At 67.7% G+C, this 16,391-nt stretch carries 15 protein-coding genes and 2 tRNA genes; 2 read left to right on the top strand and 15 right to left on the bottom strand.

All coding sequences use genetic code 11. The annotated features are described in order from the left end of the window. Window positions 1-9: 9 nt before the first annotated feature. The 4 genes from manD to OXS31_RS06680 are packed head-to-tail and all read right to left on the bottom strand — an operon-like array spanning window position 10 to window position 4,399. Window positions 10-1,221, bottom strand: coding sequence for a D-mannonate dehydratase ManD (gene manD / locus OXS31_RS06695; RefSeq protein ID WP_027602060.1), 1,212 nt, complete (start codon window positions 1,219-1,221; stop codon window positions 10-12). A 4-nt stretch (window positions 1,222-1,225) separates the two neighbouring features. Continuing rightward, the gene (locus OXS31_RS06690; protein WP_267398397.1) at window positions 1,226-2,209 is read right to left on the bottom strand and encodes a sugar kinase; all 984 of its coding nucleotides are present in this window, start codon (window positions 2,207-2,209) and stop codon (window positions 1,226-1,228) included. Next, the gene (locus OXS31_RS06685) at window positions 2,206-3,117 is read right to left on the bottom strand and encodes an SMP-30/gluconolactonase/LRE family protein (RefSeq protein WP_051398760.1); all 912 of its coding nucleotides are present in this window, start codon (window positions 3,115-3,117) and stop codon (window positions 2,206-2,208) included. The genes OXS31_RS06690 and OXS31_RS06685 overlap by 4 nt, the downstream gene beginning before the upstream one ends. Continuing rightward, complete coding sequence (locus OXS31_RS06680; protein ID WP_235389930.1) at window positions 3,104-4,399, bottom strand: MFS transporter; 1,296 nt, start codon at window positions 4,397-4,399, stop codon at window positions 3,104-3,106. Before OXS31_RS06680 ends, OXS31_RS06685 begins: the two co-directional genes overlap by 14 nt. Window positions 4,400-4,592: 193 nt before the next feature. On the opposite strand from OXS31_RS06680, the gene kdgR reads away from it, so the two are divergent. Continuing rightward, on the top strand, window positions 4,593-5,375 hold the full coding sequence (kdgR, locus tag OXS31_RS06675) for a DNA-binding transcriptional regulator KdgR (RefSeq protein ID WP_115945478.1): 783 nt from the start codon (window positions 4,593-4,595) through the stop codon (window positions 5,373-5,375). Window positions 5,376-5,574: 199 nt separating this feature from the next. Continuing rightward, complete coding sequence (locus OXS31_RS06670; RefSeq protein ID WP_267398393.1) at window positions 5,575-7,200, top strand: methyl-accepting chemotaxis protein; 1,626 nt, start codon at window positions 5,575-5,577, stop codon at window positions 7,198-7,200. Window positions 7,201-7,339: 139 nt separating this feature from the next. Here OXS31_RS06670 and OXS31_RS06665 read toward each other — a convergent pair. The 11 genes from OXS31_RS06665 to truA form a co-directional block, all read right to left on the bottom strand. After that, a tRNA-Asp gene (locus OXS31_RS06665) sits at window positions 7,340-7,416 on the bottom strand. 38 nt (window positions 7,417-7,454) lie between these two features. Next, window positions 7,455-7,530 (bottom strand) — tRNA-Val (locus tag OXS31_RS06660). A gap of 79 nt (window positions 7,531-7,609) precedes the next feature. After that, window positions 7,610-8,377: an SDR family oxidoreductase gene (locus OXS31_RS06655; protein WP_077172631.1), complete on the bottom strand. Its 768-nt coding sequence runs from the start codon at window positions 8,375-8,377 to the stop codon at window positions 7,610-7,612. After that, a complete protein-coding gene (locus OXS31_RS06650) occupies window positions 8,374-9,585 on the bottom strand; it encodes an O-succinylhomoserine sulfhydrylase (protein ID WP_044342554.1) in 1,212 nt (403 codons plus the stop codon). Before OXS31_RS06650 ends, OXS31_RS06655 begins: the two co-directional genes overlap by 4 nt. A 10-nt stretch (window positions 9,586-9,595) precedes the next feature. After that, the gene (gene purF / locus OXS31_RS06645) at window positions 9,596-11,104 is read right to left on the bottom strand and encodes an amidophosphoribosyltransferase (RefSeq protein WP_007158654.1); all 1,509 of its coding nucleotides are present in this window, start codon (window positions 11,102-11,104) and stop codon (window positions 9,596-9,598) included. Window positions 11,105-11,185: 81 nt separating this feature from the next. Further along, window positions 11,186-11,731, bottom strand: coding sequence for a CvpA family protein (locus OXS31_RS06640; RefSeq protein ID WP_007158655.1), 546 nt, complete (start codon window positions 11,729-11,731; stop codon window positions 11,186-11,188). Between the two features lie 54 nt (window positions 11,732-11,785). Next, window positions 11,786-12,451 carry an SPOR domain-containing protein gene (locus OXS31_RS06635; protein WP_027599653.1) on the bottom strand — a complete coding sequence of 222 codons (666 nt, stop codon included), beginning with the start codon at window positions 12,449-12,451 and terminating at the stop codon, window positions 11,786-11,788. Between the two features lie 3 nt (window positions 12,452-12,454). Then, window positions 12,455-13,747 (bottom strand): bifunctional tetrahydrofolate synthase/dihydrofolate synthase, encoded by a 1,293-nt coding sequence (gene folC / locus OXS31_RS06630; RefSeq protein WP_144958998.1) that lies wholly within the window; start codon window positions 13,745-13,747, stop codon window positions 12,455-12,457. Then, entirely contained in the window at window positions 13,747-14,616 is an 870-nt protein-coding gene (gene accD / locus OXS31_RS06625; RefSeq protein ID WP_007158658.1) for an acetyl-CoA carboxylase, carboxyltransferase subunit beta, read from the bottom strand. Before accD ends, folC begins: the two co-directional genes overlap by 1 nt. 210 nt (window positions 14,617-14,826) lie before the next feature. Beyond that, complete coding sequence (locus OXS31_RS06620; protein ID WP_074582808.1) at window positions 14,827-15,456, bottom strand: phosphoribosylanthranilate isomerase; 630 nt, start codon at window positions 15,454-15,456, stop codon at window positions 14,827-14,829. A 54-nt stretch (window positions 15,457-15,510) separates the two neighbouring features. Further along, the gene (gene truA, locus OXS31_RS06615; protein WP_007158660.1) at window positions 15,511-16,362 is read right to left on the bottom strand and encodes a tRNA pseudouridine(38-40) synthase TruA; all 852 of its coding nucleotides are present in this window, start codon (window positions 16,360-16,362) and stop codon (window positions 15,511-15,513) included. Window positions 16,363-16,391 lie beyond the last annotated feature (29 nt).

The raw sequence follows: 16,391 nt of genomic DNA, 5'->3' as shown, positions 1-16,391 counted from the left end.
ACTCCTCCTTCACCAGTGCCACAGGGTGCCATCCACCAGCCGGTTCACCGGCAGGCTGGCGCGTTTGTACGGATAACGGGCGGCGAGGTCTTCATCGATGTCCACGCCATGGCCGGGCACCTCGCCCGGGGTGAAATGGCCGTCCGCGAAGCGATAGGCGTGGGGAAAGACCTCCTCGATGCGCGCCTCGTGGGGCATGTGCTCCTGGATGCCGAAGTTGGGCACCCAGGTGTCGAAGTGCAGCGCCGCGCCCATGCACACCGGCGACAGGTCGGTGGCGCCATGGAAGCCGGTGCGCACCTGGTAGAGCGCGGCCAAATCGGCGATGCGCCTCATGTGGGTGATGCCGCCGGCATGCACCAGGGTGGCGCGGATATAGTCGATCAGCTGCTCCTGGATCAGCTCACGGCAGTCGTGGATGGAATTGAACACCTCACCCACCGCCAGCGGCGTGGTGGTGTGCTGGCGGATCAGGCGGAAGGCCTCCTGGTTTTCCGCCGGGGTGCAGTCCTCCAGCCAGAACAGGTTGTATTCCTCGACCCTCTTGCCCAGCCGTCCCGCCTCGATGGGCGTCAGCCGGTGGTGCACGTCGTGCAGCAGGTGCAGGTCGTCGCCAAAGCGCTCGCGCACCGCGGCGAACAGCTTGGGCACGTGATTGAGGTACTTGGCGGTGTCCCAGACGTGCTCGGCCGGCAGGTCGCTGTCGGCCGGCTCGTAGCGCTCGCCCTCGCGCTTGGCCACGCCGTAGGTGGTGGGAATGCCCGGCACCCCGCACTGCACCCGCACCGCGCGATAGCCCTGCTCCACATGGCGGGCCACCTCGTCCAGGCAGCTCTCGATGTCCTTGCCGGTGGCGTGGCCATAGACCATCACCCGCTCGCGACTCTTGCCGCCGAGCAGCTGGTACAGCGGCATACCGGCGGCCTTGGCCTTGAGATCCCAGAGCGCCACGTCCACCGCGGCGATGGCGGTCATGGTGACCGGTCCGCGCCGCCAGTAGGCGCCGCGATAGAGGTACTGCCAGATGTCTTCGATGCGATGGGCGTCGCGACCGATCAGCGCCGGCAGCACGTGCTCTTCCAGGTAGGCCACCACCGCCAGTTCGCGGCCGTTGAGGGTGGCGTCGCCGAGGCCATAGAGGCCTTCGTCGGTGACGATCTTGAGGGTGACCAGGTTGCGACCGGGACAGGTGACGATGACGCGGGCTTCGGTGATCTTCATGGCTTCAGGCCTGGGCAGTGAGCGCGGGAATCAGGGGCGGCAGCGCCGGCATGGCGGCGCGCGGGATGAGTGCACCGGGATGCTGGATGACCGTGGCGGCGAGGCGATGCCCCCAGGCGGCGGCCACCTCGGGCGCCCCGCCCTGGAGGCGGCAGGCCAGGTAGGCGGCGCTGAAGGAATCCCCGGCGGCGGTGGTGTCCACCACTCGGGCCACGGCTTCGCCGGCCACCTCCTGGCGCCCCTGGCGATGCTGCAGCAGGCAGCTGCGCGCGCCGCGCTTGAGCGCCACCTCGGCCACGCCCCACTCGGCGTACTGGGCAAGCAGCGCCGCCTCGTCGGCGAAGCCGAACAGCGCGGCGTCGTCCTCCCAGGTCACCAGCGCCAGGTCGGCGAGCTGCAGCAACCGGTGATAGGCCGTGCGCGCCGCCTGCAGATTCGGCCATAGCCGCGGCCGGTAGTTGTTGTCGAAGACGATGCGGGTGTCGGCAGCGCGCGCCTGGCGCAGGGCCTCCAGCAGCCGCTCGCGACCGGTATCGGTCAGCACCGCCAGGCTGATGCCGCTGAGATAGAGCAACTGATACTCGGCCAGGGCCGCCAGCAGCGGCTGGGCCTCGGCGCCGTCGAAACACTCCCGCGCCGCCGCCTCGCCGCGCCAGTAGAGAAAGCGCCGCTCGCCGTCGGCATCGGTCTGGATCAGATAGAGTCCCGGCAGACGCCCGGGCAATACCCGCACCCGCGCGTCACTCACCCCCTCCTCCCGCCAGCGTGCGCGCATGGCCTGGCTCAGGCTGTCGTCGCCCACCGCGGTAAGGTAATCCACCTGCACCGGGTCGTCGCCGAGCAGCCGCCGCAGATAGACCGCCGCATTCAGGGTATCGCCGCCAAAGGCCTGGCCCAGCTGGCCATCTTCCTGACTGCGCAACTCGACCATGCATTCGCCGATGAGGCCGATGCGGGTCAGGGGGGACGAAACGAGGGGTAGCGTCATGCAGACTCCTGAGGATGGTCCGGAACCCGGACGCGGCAGGCGGACACTGCCAGGCCGGTCACGCCGGGATCGAGGCGAAAGCTGCGCCCGGCCAGGGGTTGCGCCTGGCGGGCGGAATCATCGAGACCCACCCGGGCGGTGGTGATCAGCAACTGCTCCAGGCGCGCGCCATAGAAGGCGCAGGAGGTGACCCGCGCCACCGGCAGCTCCACCCAGGCGAGCAATACGCCCTCGGCGCTCCAGCGACTCAGGCGATAGCCGTCCCAGTGGGCGATCCACAGCGCGCCCTCGCTGTCCACGGCCAGGCCATCGGGCACGCCGGGCTGCTCGCCGAAGTCGATGAGGGTGCGTCCGCGACCGAGCTGGCCACTGGCGAGATCGAAGTCGAAGGCCTGCACCCGGCGGGTGGGCGAATCTATGTAGTAGAAGGTCCGGTTGTCCGGGCTCCAGCCCAGGCCGTTGGACACGGTGATGCCGTCGAGGCGTTGATGCAGCTGGCCGTCCAGGTCCAGGCAATACAGCCGGCCGCCACCGGGCGCCTCGTCGAGCAGCGTGGTACCCAGCCAGAAGCGGCCGAGCGCATCGCACTTGCCGTCATTGAAACGGTGCTGAGGCCCATGGACCGCACGGGGCGGCTGCGCAACGGGCGTCGGCTGGGCGGCCCCGGCGGCCAGGCGCCAGACGCCGTCGCTCAGGGCCAGCCAGGTGGAACCGTCGACATGGGGCACGGCGCAGCCCAGCGGTCGGCCGAACTCCAGCACCTCGACCGGAGCCGCCGGCTGCGGCGCCGCGCGCAACAGGCGACCGGCCAGGATATCCACCCACAGCAGGCGCTGCTGTCGGGTATCCCAGACCGGGCCTTCGCCCAGTTCATCGCCATGATCGAACAGGCACTCAGGTGGCGCCATGCTGGGTCTCCTCCACGAAGCGCAGCGGTATCAGCACCAGCAGGCAGCTCAGGGCGAGCATGGCGTAGCTCCAGTGCCAGCCGAAATGCTCGATCACGTAGCCGGCCACCGGCCCCACCAGAAAGCCCGCCAGGCCCAGGCCCACGCCAATCAGCAGACCCAGGCCGCTGCCGGCCGCGCGGGGCGAGGAATCCACCGCCAGCGAATAGAGCACCACATAGGGCGAGTTGCGGAACAGGCCCCAGGCCAGCAGCAGGGTCCAGGCCATGGCGCGGCTGTCGATGAACATGCACAGCGCCACGCAGATCGAGAAACCGACGGTCAGGATGCCCAGCGCGAACTTGCGGCCGCGGTGATCGCTCAGCGTCCCCCAGAAGATCTGCCCCGCCCAGCCCACCAGCCCCGAGGCGCCGGAGATCACCGCGGCCTCGGCCAGGCTCAGCCCCAGCTGGCTGGTGAGCTGGTAGGTCAGAAAGGTGGCCACGCCCATCTCGGTCCAGAGAAACAGGAAGTTCATCACCAGGCAGAGGCGCACGTTGCGCTCGGCGAAGGCCTGGCGCAGGTTGCTCAGCGGATTGCGCGAGACCGGCGCGGCGGTGTCGACCGGCACGGTCAGCCGTTGCTCGCGGATCCAGGCATAGACCTGTTCCTCGTTGCGGCGGCGGCCCAGGTAGAGCTGCAGCAGGATGATCGGCAGACCGATCAGGGGAATCCAGAGAAAGGTGGCGCGCCAGTCGCCATTGGCCAGGATCAGCCCCATCAGGACCGGGCCGACGAATTGCCCCAGGGGCATGCCGGTATGGTGGACGCCCAGGGCGAAGCCGCGATTTTCCTTTTGCCAGAATTCGCTGGCCACGGCGATGTTGACCGGCTCCATGGCGCCGGTGCCCAGGCCCATGGTGAATCTCAGCACCTGCAGGGCGCCCAGCGAGCGCGCGTACACGGTGGCGAAGGCCGAGCCTATGGTCAGGGCGCAGGCTCCCACCCAGCTCCAGGCACGGCGGTGGCCGGTACCGACGCTGTCGGCCAGCACCCCCACCACCAGGGCGCCGACCAGGGTGCCGACGAAACTCAGCGAACTGAGCCAGCCGCCCTGGGCGGCGTCCAGTCCGAATTCCTGCATGATCGCCGGCAGCACGGTCGGCAACAGCTGGCGATCCACCGAAATCATCAGCATCGCCAGGGTGGTGATGCCCAGCATCTGCCAGGACACCGGATGGGCGCGGGGCAGCCAGCGGGGAGTATGAGCGGCAGGCGCCAATGCGCCCGGGGCCTTGGTCATGGATTTCATCGTCGCGGGTTCCGTTGTTGTTTTTGTTCGCACCGCCGGCGACTGCCAGCGGTGAGAGAAGACCCTTACGCGCGAAATGCTTTGGAACGTTGTTCCATTCGCTGGCGGACAGTGTTGCTGGCCTTTCCCGCATCCGTCAATCAGAATGGAACAGTGTTCCGGCAACCAGGCGACCGGCGGTCCCATGGAAAAGAATCAGCAACTCGGCAATGACATGGTCAGCGCCGTCGGGCGCACCCTGGCGGTGCTCGAAGCCCTCGGCGAGCGCGAGGACGACTGCGGCGTCTCGGAGCTGGCGCAGCAGCTAGACCTGTCGAAGAGCACCGTCCACCGCTTCCTGCAGACGCTCAAGGCGCTGGGCTATGTGGTCCAGGACGCCGAGGACCGCTACCGCCTCAGCGTCAAGCTGTTCGAACTGGGCGCCCGCGCCCTGCCCCAGCTGGAGCTGGTCCGCGAAGCCGAACCGGGCATGCGCCTGCTCAACGACCTCACCGGCGAGACCGTCCACCTGGGCATCTTCGACGAGGGCGCCATCGTCTATGTGCACAAGCTCGATTCGCGCTACACGCTGCGCATGTATTCGCGCATCGGTCGGCGGGCGCCGCTGTATTGCACCGGGATCGGCAAGGTGCTGATGGCCTGGCGCCCCGAAGCCGAGGTGCGGCAGATCCTCGCCCAGGAAACCTTTGTCCGTCGCACGCCCAACACCCTCGACAGCCTGACCGCCTACCTCGCGGAACTGGCGCGGGTGCGTGAGCTGGGCTTCGCCGAAGACCACGAGGAATTCGAGGCCAACATGAGGTGCCTGGCGGCGCCGATCCGCGATCGTTTCGGCCAGGTCATCGCCGGCCTGAGCGTGTCCTTTCCCTGCTTCCGCTTCCGAGAAGACCTCAAGGCCGAGTACGTCGAGCAGATGCTCGCCACCACGGCGCGCATCTCGGCGCAGATGGGCGCCCCGGCCAGCTAGCACCGCCCGGGATCGCCGCGTCTGAAGCGGCAGGCGCCGCTCCCGCGAGGTTACTGATTCGAGCGTCCAGCCATAGTCAGACCAATGGTCCTATGGCCGGCTCGGCCTTAAGCCGCCGCTAAGCCACCCCCTATAGCGTGTGATGCACATCACAACTCCAACCCGGTGTCCCGCCGGGGCTACCCTCACGGTGACTGTCATGATGATGCGCACACTCAAGGTAGGTCGCCGGTCGGCCTTGGCCTTCTCGGTTATCGTAGTAATCGTCATCGCGCTCGGGGCTATCGCCCTGATCCAGATGCGGCAACTCAGGCAGTCGGAAATCGAGGTGGAAACGGACTGGATGCCCAGCGTTCGCCAGGCCGGCCAGATGACCGCGGCGCTGCTCAGGTTGCGCCTCGAAAGCCTGAGAGCCCTGGGCACCCGGGACCCCGCGCGCCATCCGGAAATGGCCACGGCCCTGGTCGATCTGCGCAGCCGCTTCGCCACCGGGGTAAAGGACTATGCACCCCTGGTGTCCAGCGATGCGGAGCAACGGCTGTACCAGGCGGTGCAGGACGGGGCCACGGCTTATCTGGGCCTGCTGGACAGCTTCGAGACCCTTTACCGCACGGGGGATCTGCCAGGCGCCGAGGCCCTGGCCAACGGTGGCATGCGCGCGGCCGCCGACCAGTTGCAGACGCAGATCGAAAACCTGGCCGCGCTGAATGACCGGGGCGCCGTCGCCTCGGGCATCGAAGCGGGACGGATCTACGACCACGGCCTGGCCTGGGTCGTGGGGCTGATCCTCGCCACCCTGCTGGCCACCATCGCCCTGGCCTTCCTGCTGACGCGCAGCATCACCCTGCCCATCGGCGAAGCCCTGCGCATCGCCCAGCGGATCGCCAACAAGGATCTTGCCGAAGACATTCAGGTCACGGGTCGCGACGAGGCCGCCGGCCTGCTGACCGCCCTGGCCGGCATGCAGGCCAATCTGCGCGACACCGTGGCCCATCTGGCGGACAGCTCCAGTCAGCTGGCCGCCGCCGCCGAGGAGATGACCGCGGTGATCGACGCTGGCAATCGCGGCCTGCTCAGGCAAAACGACGAGATCGGCCAGGTGGCCACCGCGGTGACGGAAATGAGCGCCGCGGTGGACGAGGTGGCGCGCCACGCGGAGGAAAGCGCCGGCGCCTCGCAAAGGGGCAGCACCCTTACCCAGGCCGGCCTGCAACACGTAGCCGCGACCCTGACCGCCATCGAACGGCTGGCCACCCAGGTCGATCAGAGCAGCGGCCAGATCCAGACGCTGTCGGGGCGCGCCCAGGCCATCAGCAACGTGGTCGACGTCATCCGCGGCATCGCCGAGCAGACCAATCTGCTGGCGCTCAATGCCGCCATCGAAGCGGCACGCGCAGGCGATCAGGGTCGCGGCTTCGCCGTGGTCGCGGATGAGGTTCGCGCCCTCGCCCACCGCACCCAGCAGTCGACGCGGGAGATCGAGGCCATGATCGGCACCATCCAGCAGGATTCGACGGACGCGGTGAAGGCCATGCAGCAGAGCAGCCAGACCGCCGAGCAATCCCTGGCCGTTGCCCGGGAAGCCAATGGCGCCCTGCTGGCCATCGCCGGAGCCATGGGTGGCATCGACGAGCGTACGGCGCTGATCGCCACGGCCGCCGAAGAACAGGCCCTGGTGGCCAAGGACATCGACCGGGGGCTGATCAGCATCAAGGACCTGTCCGACCAGACCGCCGCGGGCGCCAGTCAGACCTCCAGCGCCAGCAACGAGGTGTCGCGCCTGGCGGCCGGTCTCCGTCAGATGGTGGCGGAATTCGTGATTTGACCGGGGCCGGCGCTGGCCGCCAAAACGGCGCCAGTCCGCGAAGGATCGGCCGGCCTTTTCTCCAGGCACAAAAAAAGCTGCCCTAGGGCAGCTTCTCTTGCGTCGTTCGGGCAGTTCAGAGGACCCGGAACGACTCGTATGGCGCGGCGGACGGGACTCGAACCCGCGACCCCCGGCGTGACAGGCCGGTATTCTAACCGACTGAACTACCGCCGCGCATTGCGTGTACCTTGCGGAACACTTCCCGAAGAGTTTGGTGGCTGATGACGGGATCGAACCGCCGACCCCCTGCGTGTGATGCAGGTGCTCTCCCAGCTGAGCTAATCAGCCATCCCCTTCGGGTGACGCGCATTCTCCTCGTAGCCCCTTGATCCGTCAAGGATTTTTCCAATTTTATTTTCTACGGGCGCTATTCCAGGTAGATCATCTTGCGGGTCATGCCGCCGTCCAGGGTGATGGCCTCGCCGGTGAGGAAACCGGCGTTGCCGCCGAGCAGCCAGGCCACGCAGGCCGCCACGTCCTCCACCGTCCCTACCCGTCCGACCGGATGCTGCTCGTGGTCGGCGGCGGACAGGGGTTCGGCCGCGCGGACATGGGCATCGCGGGCGTCGATCCAGCCCGGGCAGAGGGCATTCACCCGCACTTCCGGGCCCAGGCTGATGGCCAGGGCATGGGTCAGGGCCAGCAACCCGCCCTTGCTCGCGGCATAGGCCTCGCTGTGGGGCTCGGACTGCCGGGCGCGGGTCGAGGCGATGTTGACGATGGCGCCCTGCTGCTCGCGCAGATAGGGCGCGCAATGCTTGGCCATCAGCATGGGGCCGTCCAGATTCACCCCGAGCACCTTGCGCCACTCGGCCAGCGCCAGGCTTTCCAGCGGCTGGCCCTGGGCGGTGGCGAGACCGGCGTTGTTGACCAGGGCGTCCAGCCGACCGAACTGGCCGATCACCTGGGCCACGGCGGCCTCCACCTGACCCTCGTCAGCCACGTCCAGAGCCACGAACCAGGCGCGCTCGCCGAGTGCGGCGGCCACCTTGGCGCCGCGCTCCTGCTCGATATCGGCCACCACTACCCGCCAGCCTTCGGCTATTAGCCAGGCGGCGATACCCAGCCCGATCCCACGCGCCGCGCCGGTGACCAGGGCGACACGCAGCTCTACCGGTGCGAACGTCAGACTCATAGCGCCGCCAGTCCGCGGGCCAGGTCCTGGCGCAGATCGCCCAGGTCTTCGAGACCCACGGCGATGCGGATCAGGCTGTCGCTGATCCCGGCATTGGCGCGCTCGGCCGGCGACAGCCGCCCGTGCGAGGTCGTCGCCGGGTGGGCGATGGTGGTCTTGGTATCGCCCAGGTTGGTGGTGATGGAGATCATCCGGGTGGCGTCGATGAAGCGCCAGGCGGCGTCGCGCCCACCGGCCACCTCGAAGCTCACCACGGCGCCAAAGGCGCTCTGCTGGCGGCACGCCAGCTCATGCTGCGGATGGCTTTCCAGGCCGGCATAGTGGACCCGCTCGACGCCGGGCTGGCCTTCCAGCCACCGTGCCAGCTCCAGTGCGGTCTGGCTGTGCGCCTGCATGCGGATCTTCAGCGTCTCCAGGCCCTTGAGGAACAGCCAGGCGTTGAAGGGACTCAGGGTCGGGCCCGCGGTACGCAGGAAACCCACCACCTCTTTCATCTGCTCGGCACGACCGGCGACCACGCCGCCCATGCCACGACCCTGACCGTCGATGTACTTGGTCGCCGAATGGATGACGATGTCGGCACCCAGCGCGAGCGGCTTCTGCAGCGCCGGGGTGCAGAAGCAGTTGTCGACCGCCAGCAGCGCGCCCCGGGCATGGGCGATCTCGGCCAGGGCGGCGATGTCCACCAGCTCCGCCAGGGGATTGGACGGCGACTCGACGAAGAACAGCCGGGTGTTGGGCTTGCAGGCCGCCTGCCAGGCGTCCAGATCGGCCAGCGGCGGATAGTCCACCTCGATGCCGAAGCGCTTGAAGTACTTCTCGAACAGGCTGATGGTCGAGCCGAACACGCTGCGCGAGACCAGCACATGGTCGCCGGCGCTGCACAGACTCATGACCATGGCCAGGATGGCCGACATGCCCGAGGCGGTGGCCACCGCCTGCTCCGCGCCTTCCAGGGCCGCGATGCGGGTCTCGAAGGTACGGACCGTGGGGTTGGTGTAGCGCGAATAGACGTTGCCCGGCACCTCGCCGGCGAAGCGCGCCGCGGCATCCGCGGCGGTCCGGAACACGTAGCTGCTGGTCAGGAACAGGGCTTCGCCATGCTCGCCTTCCGGCGAGCGCTGCTGCCCTGCCCGCACCGCCAAGGTCTCGAAGGCCGCGCCCTCGAGATCACTGTCCAGGCGTCCGGCATCCCAGTCTTGGCTCATGTGCAGCTCCTTAGTCGTTGTAGAGATCGATGATGGCGCTGACCGCCTTGTGCTTGACCTTGGCCGCGTCGTTGCGCGCCTGCTCGATCCGGTTCAGATAGGCGGCATCGACATCGCCGGTGATGTACTCGCCATCGAACACCGCGCAGTCGAACTGCTCGACCTTGGGTGCCTTGCGGGTACGCACGGCTTCCTGCAGGTCCTGCAGATCCTGGTAGATCAGCCAGTCGGCGCCGATCAGTTCGCCGACTTCCTCGGTGGTGCGGCCGTGGGCGATCAGCTCGTGCACGCTGGGCATGTCGATGCCGTAGACGTTGGGGAAACGCACCGCCGGAGCCGCCGAGCAGAAGTAGACCTTCTTGGCGCCGGCTTCGCGGGCCATCTGGATGATCTGCTTGCAGGTGGTGCCGCGGACGATGGAGTCGTCCACCAGCATCACGTTCTTGCCGCGGAATTCCAGCTCGATGGCGTTGAGCTTCTGGCGCACCGACTTCTTGCGCGCGGCCTGGCCGGGCATGATGAAGGTTCGGCCGATGTAGCGATTCTTGACGAAGCCCTCGCGGAACTTGACGCCCAGGTGGTTGGCCAGCTCCAGCGCCGCGGTACGGCTGGTGTCCGGAATCGGGATGACCACATCGATGTCATGCTCGGGGCGCTCGCGCTGGATCTTCTCGGCGAGCTTCTCGCCCATGCGCAGGCGCGCCTTGTAGACCGAGATGCCATCGATGATGGAATCCGGACGGGCCAGGTAGACGTGCTCGAAGATGCAGGGCGCATACTGCGGATTCTGCGCGCACTGGCGGGTGTAGAGGCGACCGTCTTCGGTGATGTACACCGCCTCGCCCGGCTCCAGATCACGGATCAGGGTGAAGCCGAGTACGTCGAGGGCGACGCTCTCGGAGGCGATCATGTACTCCACGCCGTATTCGGTGTGACGCTGGCCGAAGACGATGGGACGGATGGCGTTGGGATCGCGGAAGCCGACGATGCCGTAGCCGGTGATCATGGCCACCACGGCGTAGCCGCCACGGCAGCGCTCATGAACCTCGGAGACCGCGGCGAAGACGTCGTCCTCGGTCGGCTGCAGCTTGTTGCGCACCGCCAGCTCGTGGGCGAAGACGTTGAGCAGCACCTCGGAATCGGAGGTGGTGTTGACGTGGCGCAGATCGGATTCGTAGATCTCGCGGGACAGCTGCTCGACGTTGGTCAGGTTGCCGTTGTGCGCCAGGGTGATGCCATAGGGCGAGTTGACGTAGAACGGCTGCGCCTCGGCGGAGCTGGAGCTGCCGGCGGTGGGATAGCGCACGTGGGCGATGCCCATATGGCCGACCAGGTGCTGCATGTGCCGCTGCTGGAAGACGTCGCGGACCAGGCCGTTGTCTTTGCGCAGGAAGAGTTTACCGTCCAGGCTGGTGACGATACCGGCGGCATCCTGACCGCGATGTTGAAGGACGGTGAGCGCGTCGTACAAAGACTGGTTGACGTTCGTCTTGCCCACGATACCTACGATGCCACACATGTGACGCGACCCCACTGTTTCAAGTGATGCGACGGCGGACCATCGCAGGATGACCCCGCAAGGCGAGGCCTGGAAAAGCGTTCAAGGAGCCTTGGGCCCCAGCTGCGGCAGCAGTTGCAGACTGGGCATGGGCGTCGCGCCCAGCCACTGGCCGGCAAAGCCCAACAGCAGATTCTTCGACCAATCGGCCACCAGCAGAAAATGTGGAACCAGCACCGACTGCTGCCACCAGCCATCCTGCTGGACCGGCCCCAGGCTCAACAGCCCCACGGCCACGGTGATCAGCAAGGCACCGCGGGCGGCGCCAAAGGCCATGCCGAGAAAGCGATCGGTGCCCGACAATCCGGTGACGCGGATCAGTTCGCCAAGCAAGAAGCTCACCAGGGCACCCACCAGCAGCGTCAGCACGAAAAGAATGACACAGGCGGCGATCACTCGCCCGGACGGCACCTGAATATAGTCGACCAGATAGGTGGACAGTGCCCCACCGAAGACCCAGGCCACGCCACCGGCAACGATCCAGGTGGCCAGTGACAACGCTTCCTTGACGAAGCCGCGCCTGAGACTGATCAGGCTGGAAACGATGACAACGGCGACGATCGCCCAGTCCACCCAGGTGAAGCCCACGGCAAGGTCCACTTACAAAAAGGCCCTGCATTCTAGCAGAGCCTTGTGACCGGGTTAACCGCGCTCCGGCTGAAAGCGCACGACGAAACCCTTGACGCCATTCTGCTTGTTGAGCTGATCGCGCAGCCGATCCGCCTCGCTGCGCTCTATCACCGGTCCGACGAAGACGCGATTCATGCCGTCGGCGGTGCGCACATAGGCGTTGTAGCCCTGGCTGCGGAGCTTGGCCTGCAGGGCGTCGGCGCTGGGCCGGGACGACAGGCTGGCGAGCTGGACCGACCAGCTGTTGGGCAGATTGGCCGCGCCCAGCCGCGAGTCCGGCTTGGCCGCCGGCGCCGGTGTAGCTGCGGGTGCCGCCGGCGCGCTTGCGACGGGCGCAGGGGTGGCGGGCGCCTTGGCGACCGGCGCGGCAGGCTGGGATTGGGCAGGCGCGGGACTTACCGGCGCATTCTGCGTCGGCGCCTGGCCGGCGGTACCGGCAATGGGGGTCTGCGGCTTGCCGAGCGGCTTGGCCGGCTCGTCCGGTACCACCACCACGGGCGGCGCCTCGGGCGTCTGCACCGGCTGCACCTCGGTCGCGGGCACCGTGGGTGCGGCCGGCTGGGGCGGCGCCTCGACCGCCACCTTGCGGGCGTCGTCCTGGCGATTGAAGAGCATGGGCACGAAGATGATGATCAGCGCCAGCAGCACCAGCGCTCCGATGACTCTTTGCTTGAGCATGGGTTATGCCTCCGCGGATTCGGATGGGGAAGAGAGCTGCGCGAGCACCTCGGCGACGCTGTAGAAGGAGCCGAACACGACCACCTCGTCGTCGGCCGCACTGGCGGCCAGTTGCGCCTCGAAGGCGGCCAGCAGGGAGGCATGGGCCTCGGCCTGGACACCGCGTGCAGCCAGGCGTGCGGCCACCTCGGCCCCGTCGCGACTGCGCGGGGTCGGCAGGGTCGCCACCGCCCAGCTGGCGAACAGGCCCTCCAGGGGCGCCAGGATGCCGTCCAGGTCCTTGTCGGCGAGAACGCCGAATACCGCGCGACGCACGCCGGCGATTGGCTTCATGGCCAGGCGCCGGGCCAGGTACTCGGCGGCGTGGGGATTGTGGGCCACGTCCAGCAGGACGCTACGGGTCTCCCCTGCCCGCTCGACCTGGCGGCGATCGAGTCGTCCGGTCATGCGCGTCGCCTGCAGGGCCGCGGCGATCTGCTCCGGCAGCCAGGGCTGGTCGAGCAAGGCGTAGGCCTGCAAGGCCAGGGCGGCATTTTCCATGGGCAGGTCGAGCAACGGCAGACCGGGCAGCGTCAGGGCGTTGCCCTGGGCATCGCGCCCGCGCCAGAACCAGCCGGCGCTCTCGATCTGCAGGTCGAAGGCTTCGCCGCGCAGCAGCAAGGGAGCACCCAGGCGCTCGGCGACTTGGATCAGTGGCGCGGGGGGCTCCAGATCGCCACAGAGGGCCGGCTTGCCGGCGCGGAAGATACCGGCCTTTTCCACGGCGACGCTTTCGCGGGTGTCGCCCAGCCATTCGGCGTGGTCGAGGCCGATGCTGGTGACCAGCGCCAGATCGGCGTCGATCAGATTGACCGCGTCCAGGCGTCCGCCCAGACCGACTTCGAGGATGGCGACGTCCAGCCGGGCACGCTCGAACAGCCAGAAGGCCGCCAGGGTACCCACTTCGAAATAGGTCAGGCTGATCTCGCCCCGCGCGGCTTCCACCGCGGCGAAGGCGGTGCACAGATCGCTATCGCTGGCCAGGGTGCCGTCCACATCGACGCGCTCGTTGTAGCGCACTAGATGCGGCGAGGCATAGACGCCGACCCGCTGTCCGCTGGCGCGCAGCAGACTGGCGAGAAAGGCGCAGGTGGAGCCCTTGCCGTTGGTGCCGGTCACGGTCACCACCCGCGGGGCCGGCCGGGTCAGGCCCAGCCGCTGCGCGACCTCGCGCACCCGGTCCAGGCCCATGTCGATCGCCGATGGATGCAGCTGCTCGAGATAGGCCAGCCACTGCGCGAGGCTGCGCGAAGCCATCAGGCCGCCGGTACCGGCTGGTGCTGGAAGGTCGCCAGCAGACGCGCCAGGCGATCACGCAATTCCTTGCGCGAGACGATGATGTCGACGGCGCCGTGCTCCAGCAGGAATTCGCTGCGCTGGAAGCCTTCCGGCAGCTTTTCGCGCACGGTCTGCTCGATCACGCGCGGACCGGCAAAGCCGATCAACGCCTTGGGCTCGGCGACGATGACGTCGCCCAGCATCGCCAGACTGGCGGAGACGCCACCATAGACCGGATCGGTCAGCACCGAGATGAAGGGGATGCCCTCTTCGCGCAGACGCGCCAGCACCGCGGAGGTCTTGGCCATCTGCATCAGCGAGATCAGGGCTTCCTGCATCCGCGCACCGCCCGAGGCGGAAAAGCAGATCAGCGGGCAACGCTCTTCCAGGGCCACGTTGGCCGCGCGCACGAAGCGCTCGCCGACCACGGCGCCCATGGAGCCGCCCATGAAGGAAAACTCGAAGGCGCAGACCGCCACTGGCATGCCCTTGAGGGTGCCGCGCATGGAGATCAGGGCGTCTTTTTCGCCGGTTTCCTTTTGCGCCGCGGTGAAACGGTCCTTGTACTTCTTGCTGTCGCGGAATTTCAGGCGGTCCACCGGCTCCAGCTCGGTGCCCAGCTCTTCACGACCCTCGGCGTCGAGGAAGATGTCCAGGCGGCGTCGCGCATTGATGCGCATGTGGTGACCGCACTTCAGGCACACGTCCAGGTTCTTTTCCAGCTCCGGACGGTAGAGGACCGCTTCGCAGGCCGGACACTTGTGCCAAAGACCTTCCGGCACCGAACTGCGCTTCACCTCGGACCGCATGATGGAAGGAATCAGTTTGTCGACCAGCCAATTGCTCATGCATCTCTCTCCACTTGCATGGGCTCCCAGCGCGACCGCGGCCGCGCCTTCCTTGAGCATCTGTAATAGGTTCGGCAGCGCCCGCTGTTGCCCGGGCCGCTACCCTGTTGTCTCATGCCGACTCCCGGGGAGTCGGACGGCAGGCCCACCAGGGCGGATCTGCTTGAATATGTCGCAGGTGTGGACGGCAACCACCCGACGAGGGTCACATCAGGCGACCGGCGCACCCCGCACGGCCGCCACGAAACGCACGATCTCGGCGGCATCCTTGATGCCCTTGGCCTGCTCTACGCCGCCGCTCACGTCCACGCCATAGGCGCGGGACGCGGCGATGGCGGTGGCGACGTTGGTCGCGTCCAGTCCACCGGCCACGATCAGCGGCAGCGACAGATCCCGGGGTACCCGCGTCCAGTCGAAGGCCTGCCCTGTCCCACCGGGTACGCCGGCGACATAGGTGTCGAGCAGCAGCCCGCGCGCGCCGGCATGGTCCCGGGAGATGGCGGCGAGGTCGATATCCTCGCGCATGCGCAGGGCCTTGATATAGGGACGGCGATACCGGGCGCACTGCGCCGGGGTCTCGTCGCCGTGGAATTGCAGGAGGTCCAGGGGCACGGCGTCCAGCGTCTCCTCGATCTCGCAGGGCGAGGCATCGACAAAGAGCCCGACACTGGTGACGAAGGGCGGCAGCGCCGCGACGATCTGGCGCGCCTGGGCAGCGCTCACCGCCCGTGGGCTGCGCGCATAGAACACCAGGCCGATGGCATCGGCGCCGGCGGCCGCGGCGGCCAGCGCATCCTCGACCCGGGTGATCCCGCAGATCTTCACTCGAACGTTAGCCAAACCGGAATGACCTCGTTCCAAATCGATGGATGTTAGCAGACCACCCGCGCAGCGTCAGCCTTGGGGGTCATCCAGCTCGGGGATGTGCCCCAGAAACAGCGGACCCAGCGGCCGCTTGGGCACCGGCGTGCTCTCGGGATATTCGGCGTCCACCAGGTAGAGGCCGTATGGGTGGGCGGTTACGCCACCCAGGCGCCGCTCCCGCGCCGCCAGGACCTCGGCGACCCACTCCACCGGTCGCTCGCCACAGCCCACCGCCATCAGCACCCCGGCGATGTTGCGCACCATGTGATGCAGGAAGGCGTTGGCGCGGATGTCCAGCACGATCAGCCGCCCGCTCTGCCAGAGGCGCAGGTGGTGGATGGTCTTGATCGCCGACTTGGCCTGGCAGGCCTTGGCCCGGAAGGAGGTGAAGTCATGGGTACCGAGCAGCACCTGGGCTGCCTCGCGCATGGGCTCGATGCGCAGCGGACGGTGATTCCAGGTGACCTCCTCCGCCAGGTGCGCAGGCCGGATCGGATCGTTGTAGATCACATAGCGGTAACGCCGCGCCATGGCGCTGAAACGGGCATGGAATTCGTTGCTGACCGGCTTGACCCAGGTGACGCTGATGTCGGACGGCAGATTGGCGTTGGTGCCCATCACCCAGGCCTTGAGTGGCCGCGCGACCGGCGACTCGAAATGCACCACCTGGCCGGTGGCGTGCACGCCACAGTCGGTACGCCCGGCGCAATGCAGCGCGATGGGCGCCGCGGCGACCTCGGACAGGGCGTCTTCCAGGGTCTCCTGAACGGAGCGCACGCCCGGCTGCTGGCGCTGCCAACCGCGATAGCGGGCGCCCTTGTACTCGACGCCGAGCGCGATGCGCTGCGGCGGGACGATGATGGTGGGGTCTAGAAAATCCAAGGCGACGGCCAGGCGAAAAAAAGGGGAGG

The sequence above is a fragment of the Pseudomonas sp. GM_Psu_1 genome (genome assembly GCF_026544185.1).
Taxonomy (GTDB): domain Bacteria; phylum Pseudomonadota; class Gammaproteobacteria; order Pseudomonadales; family Pseudomonadaceae; genus Chryseomonas; species Chryseomonas oryzihabitans.
The sequence above is the reverse complement of the archived record's forward strand: the minus strand, read 5'-3'. Positions and strand labels throughout refer to the sequence as shown.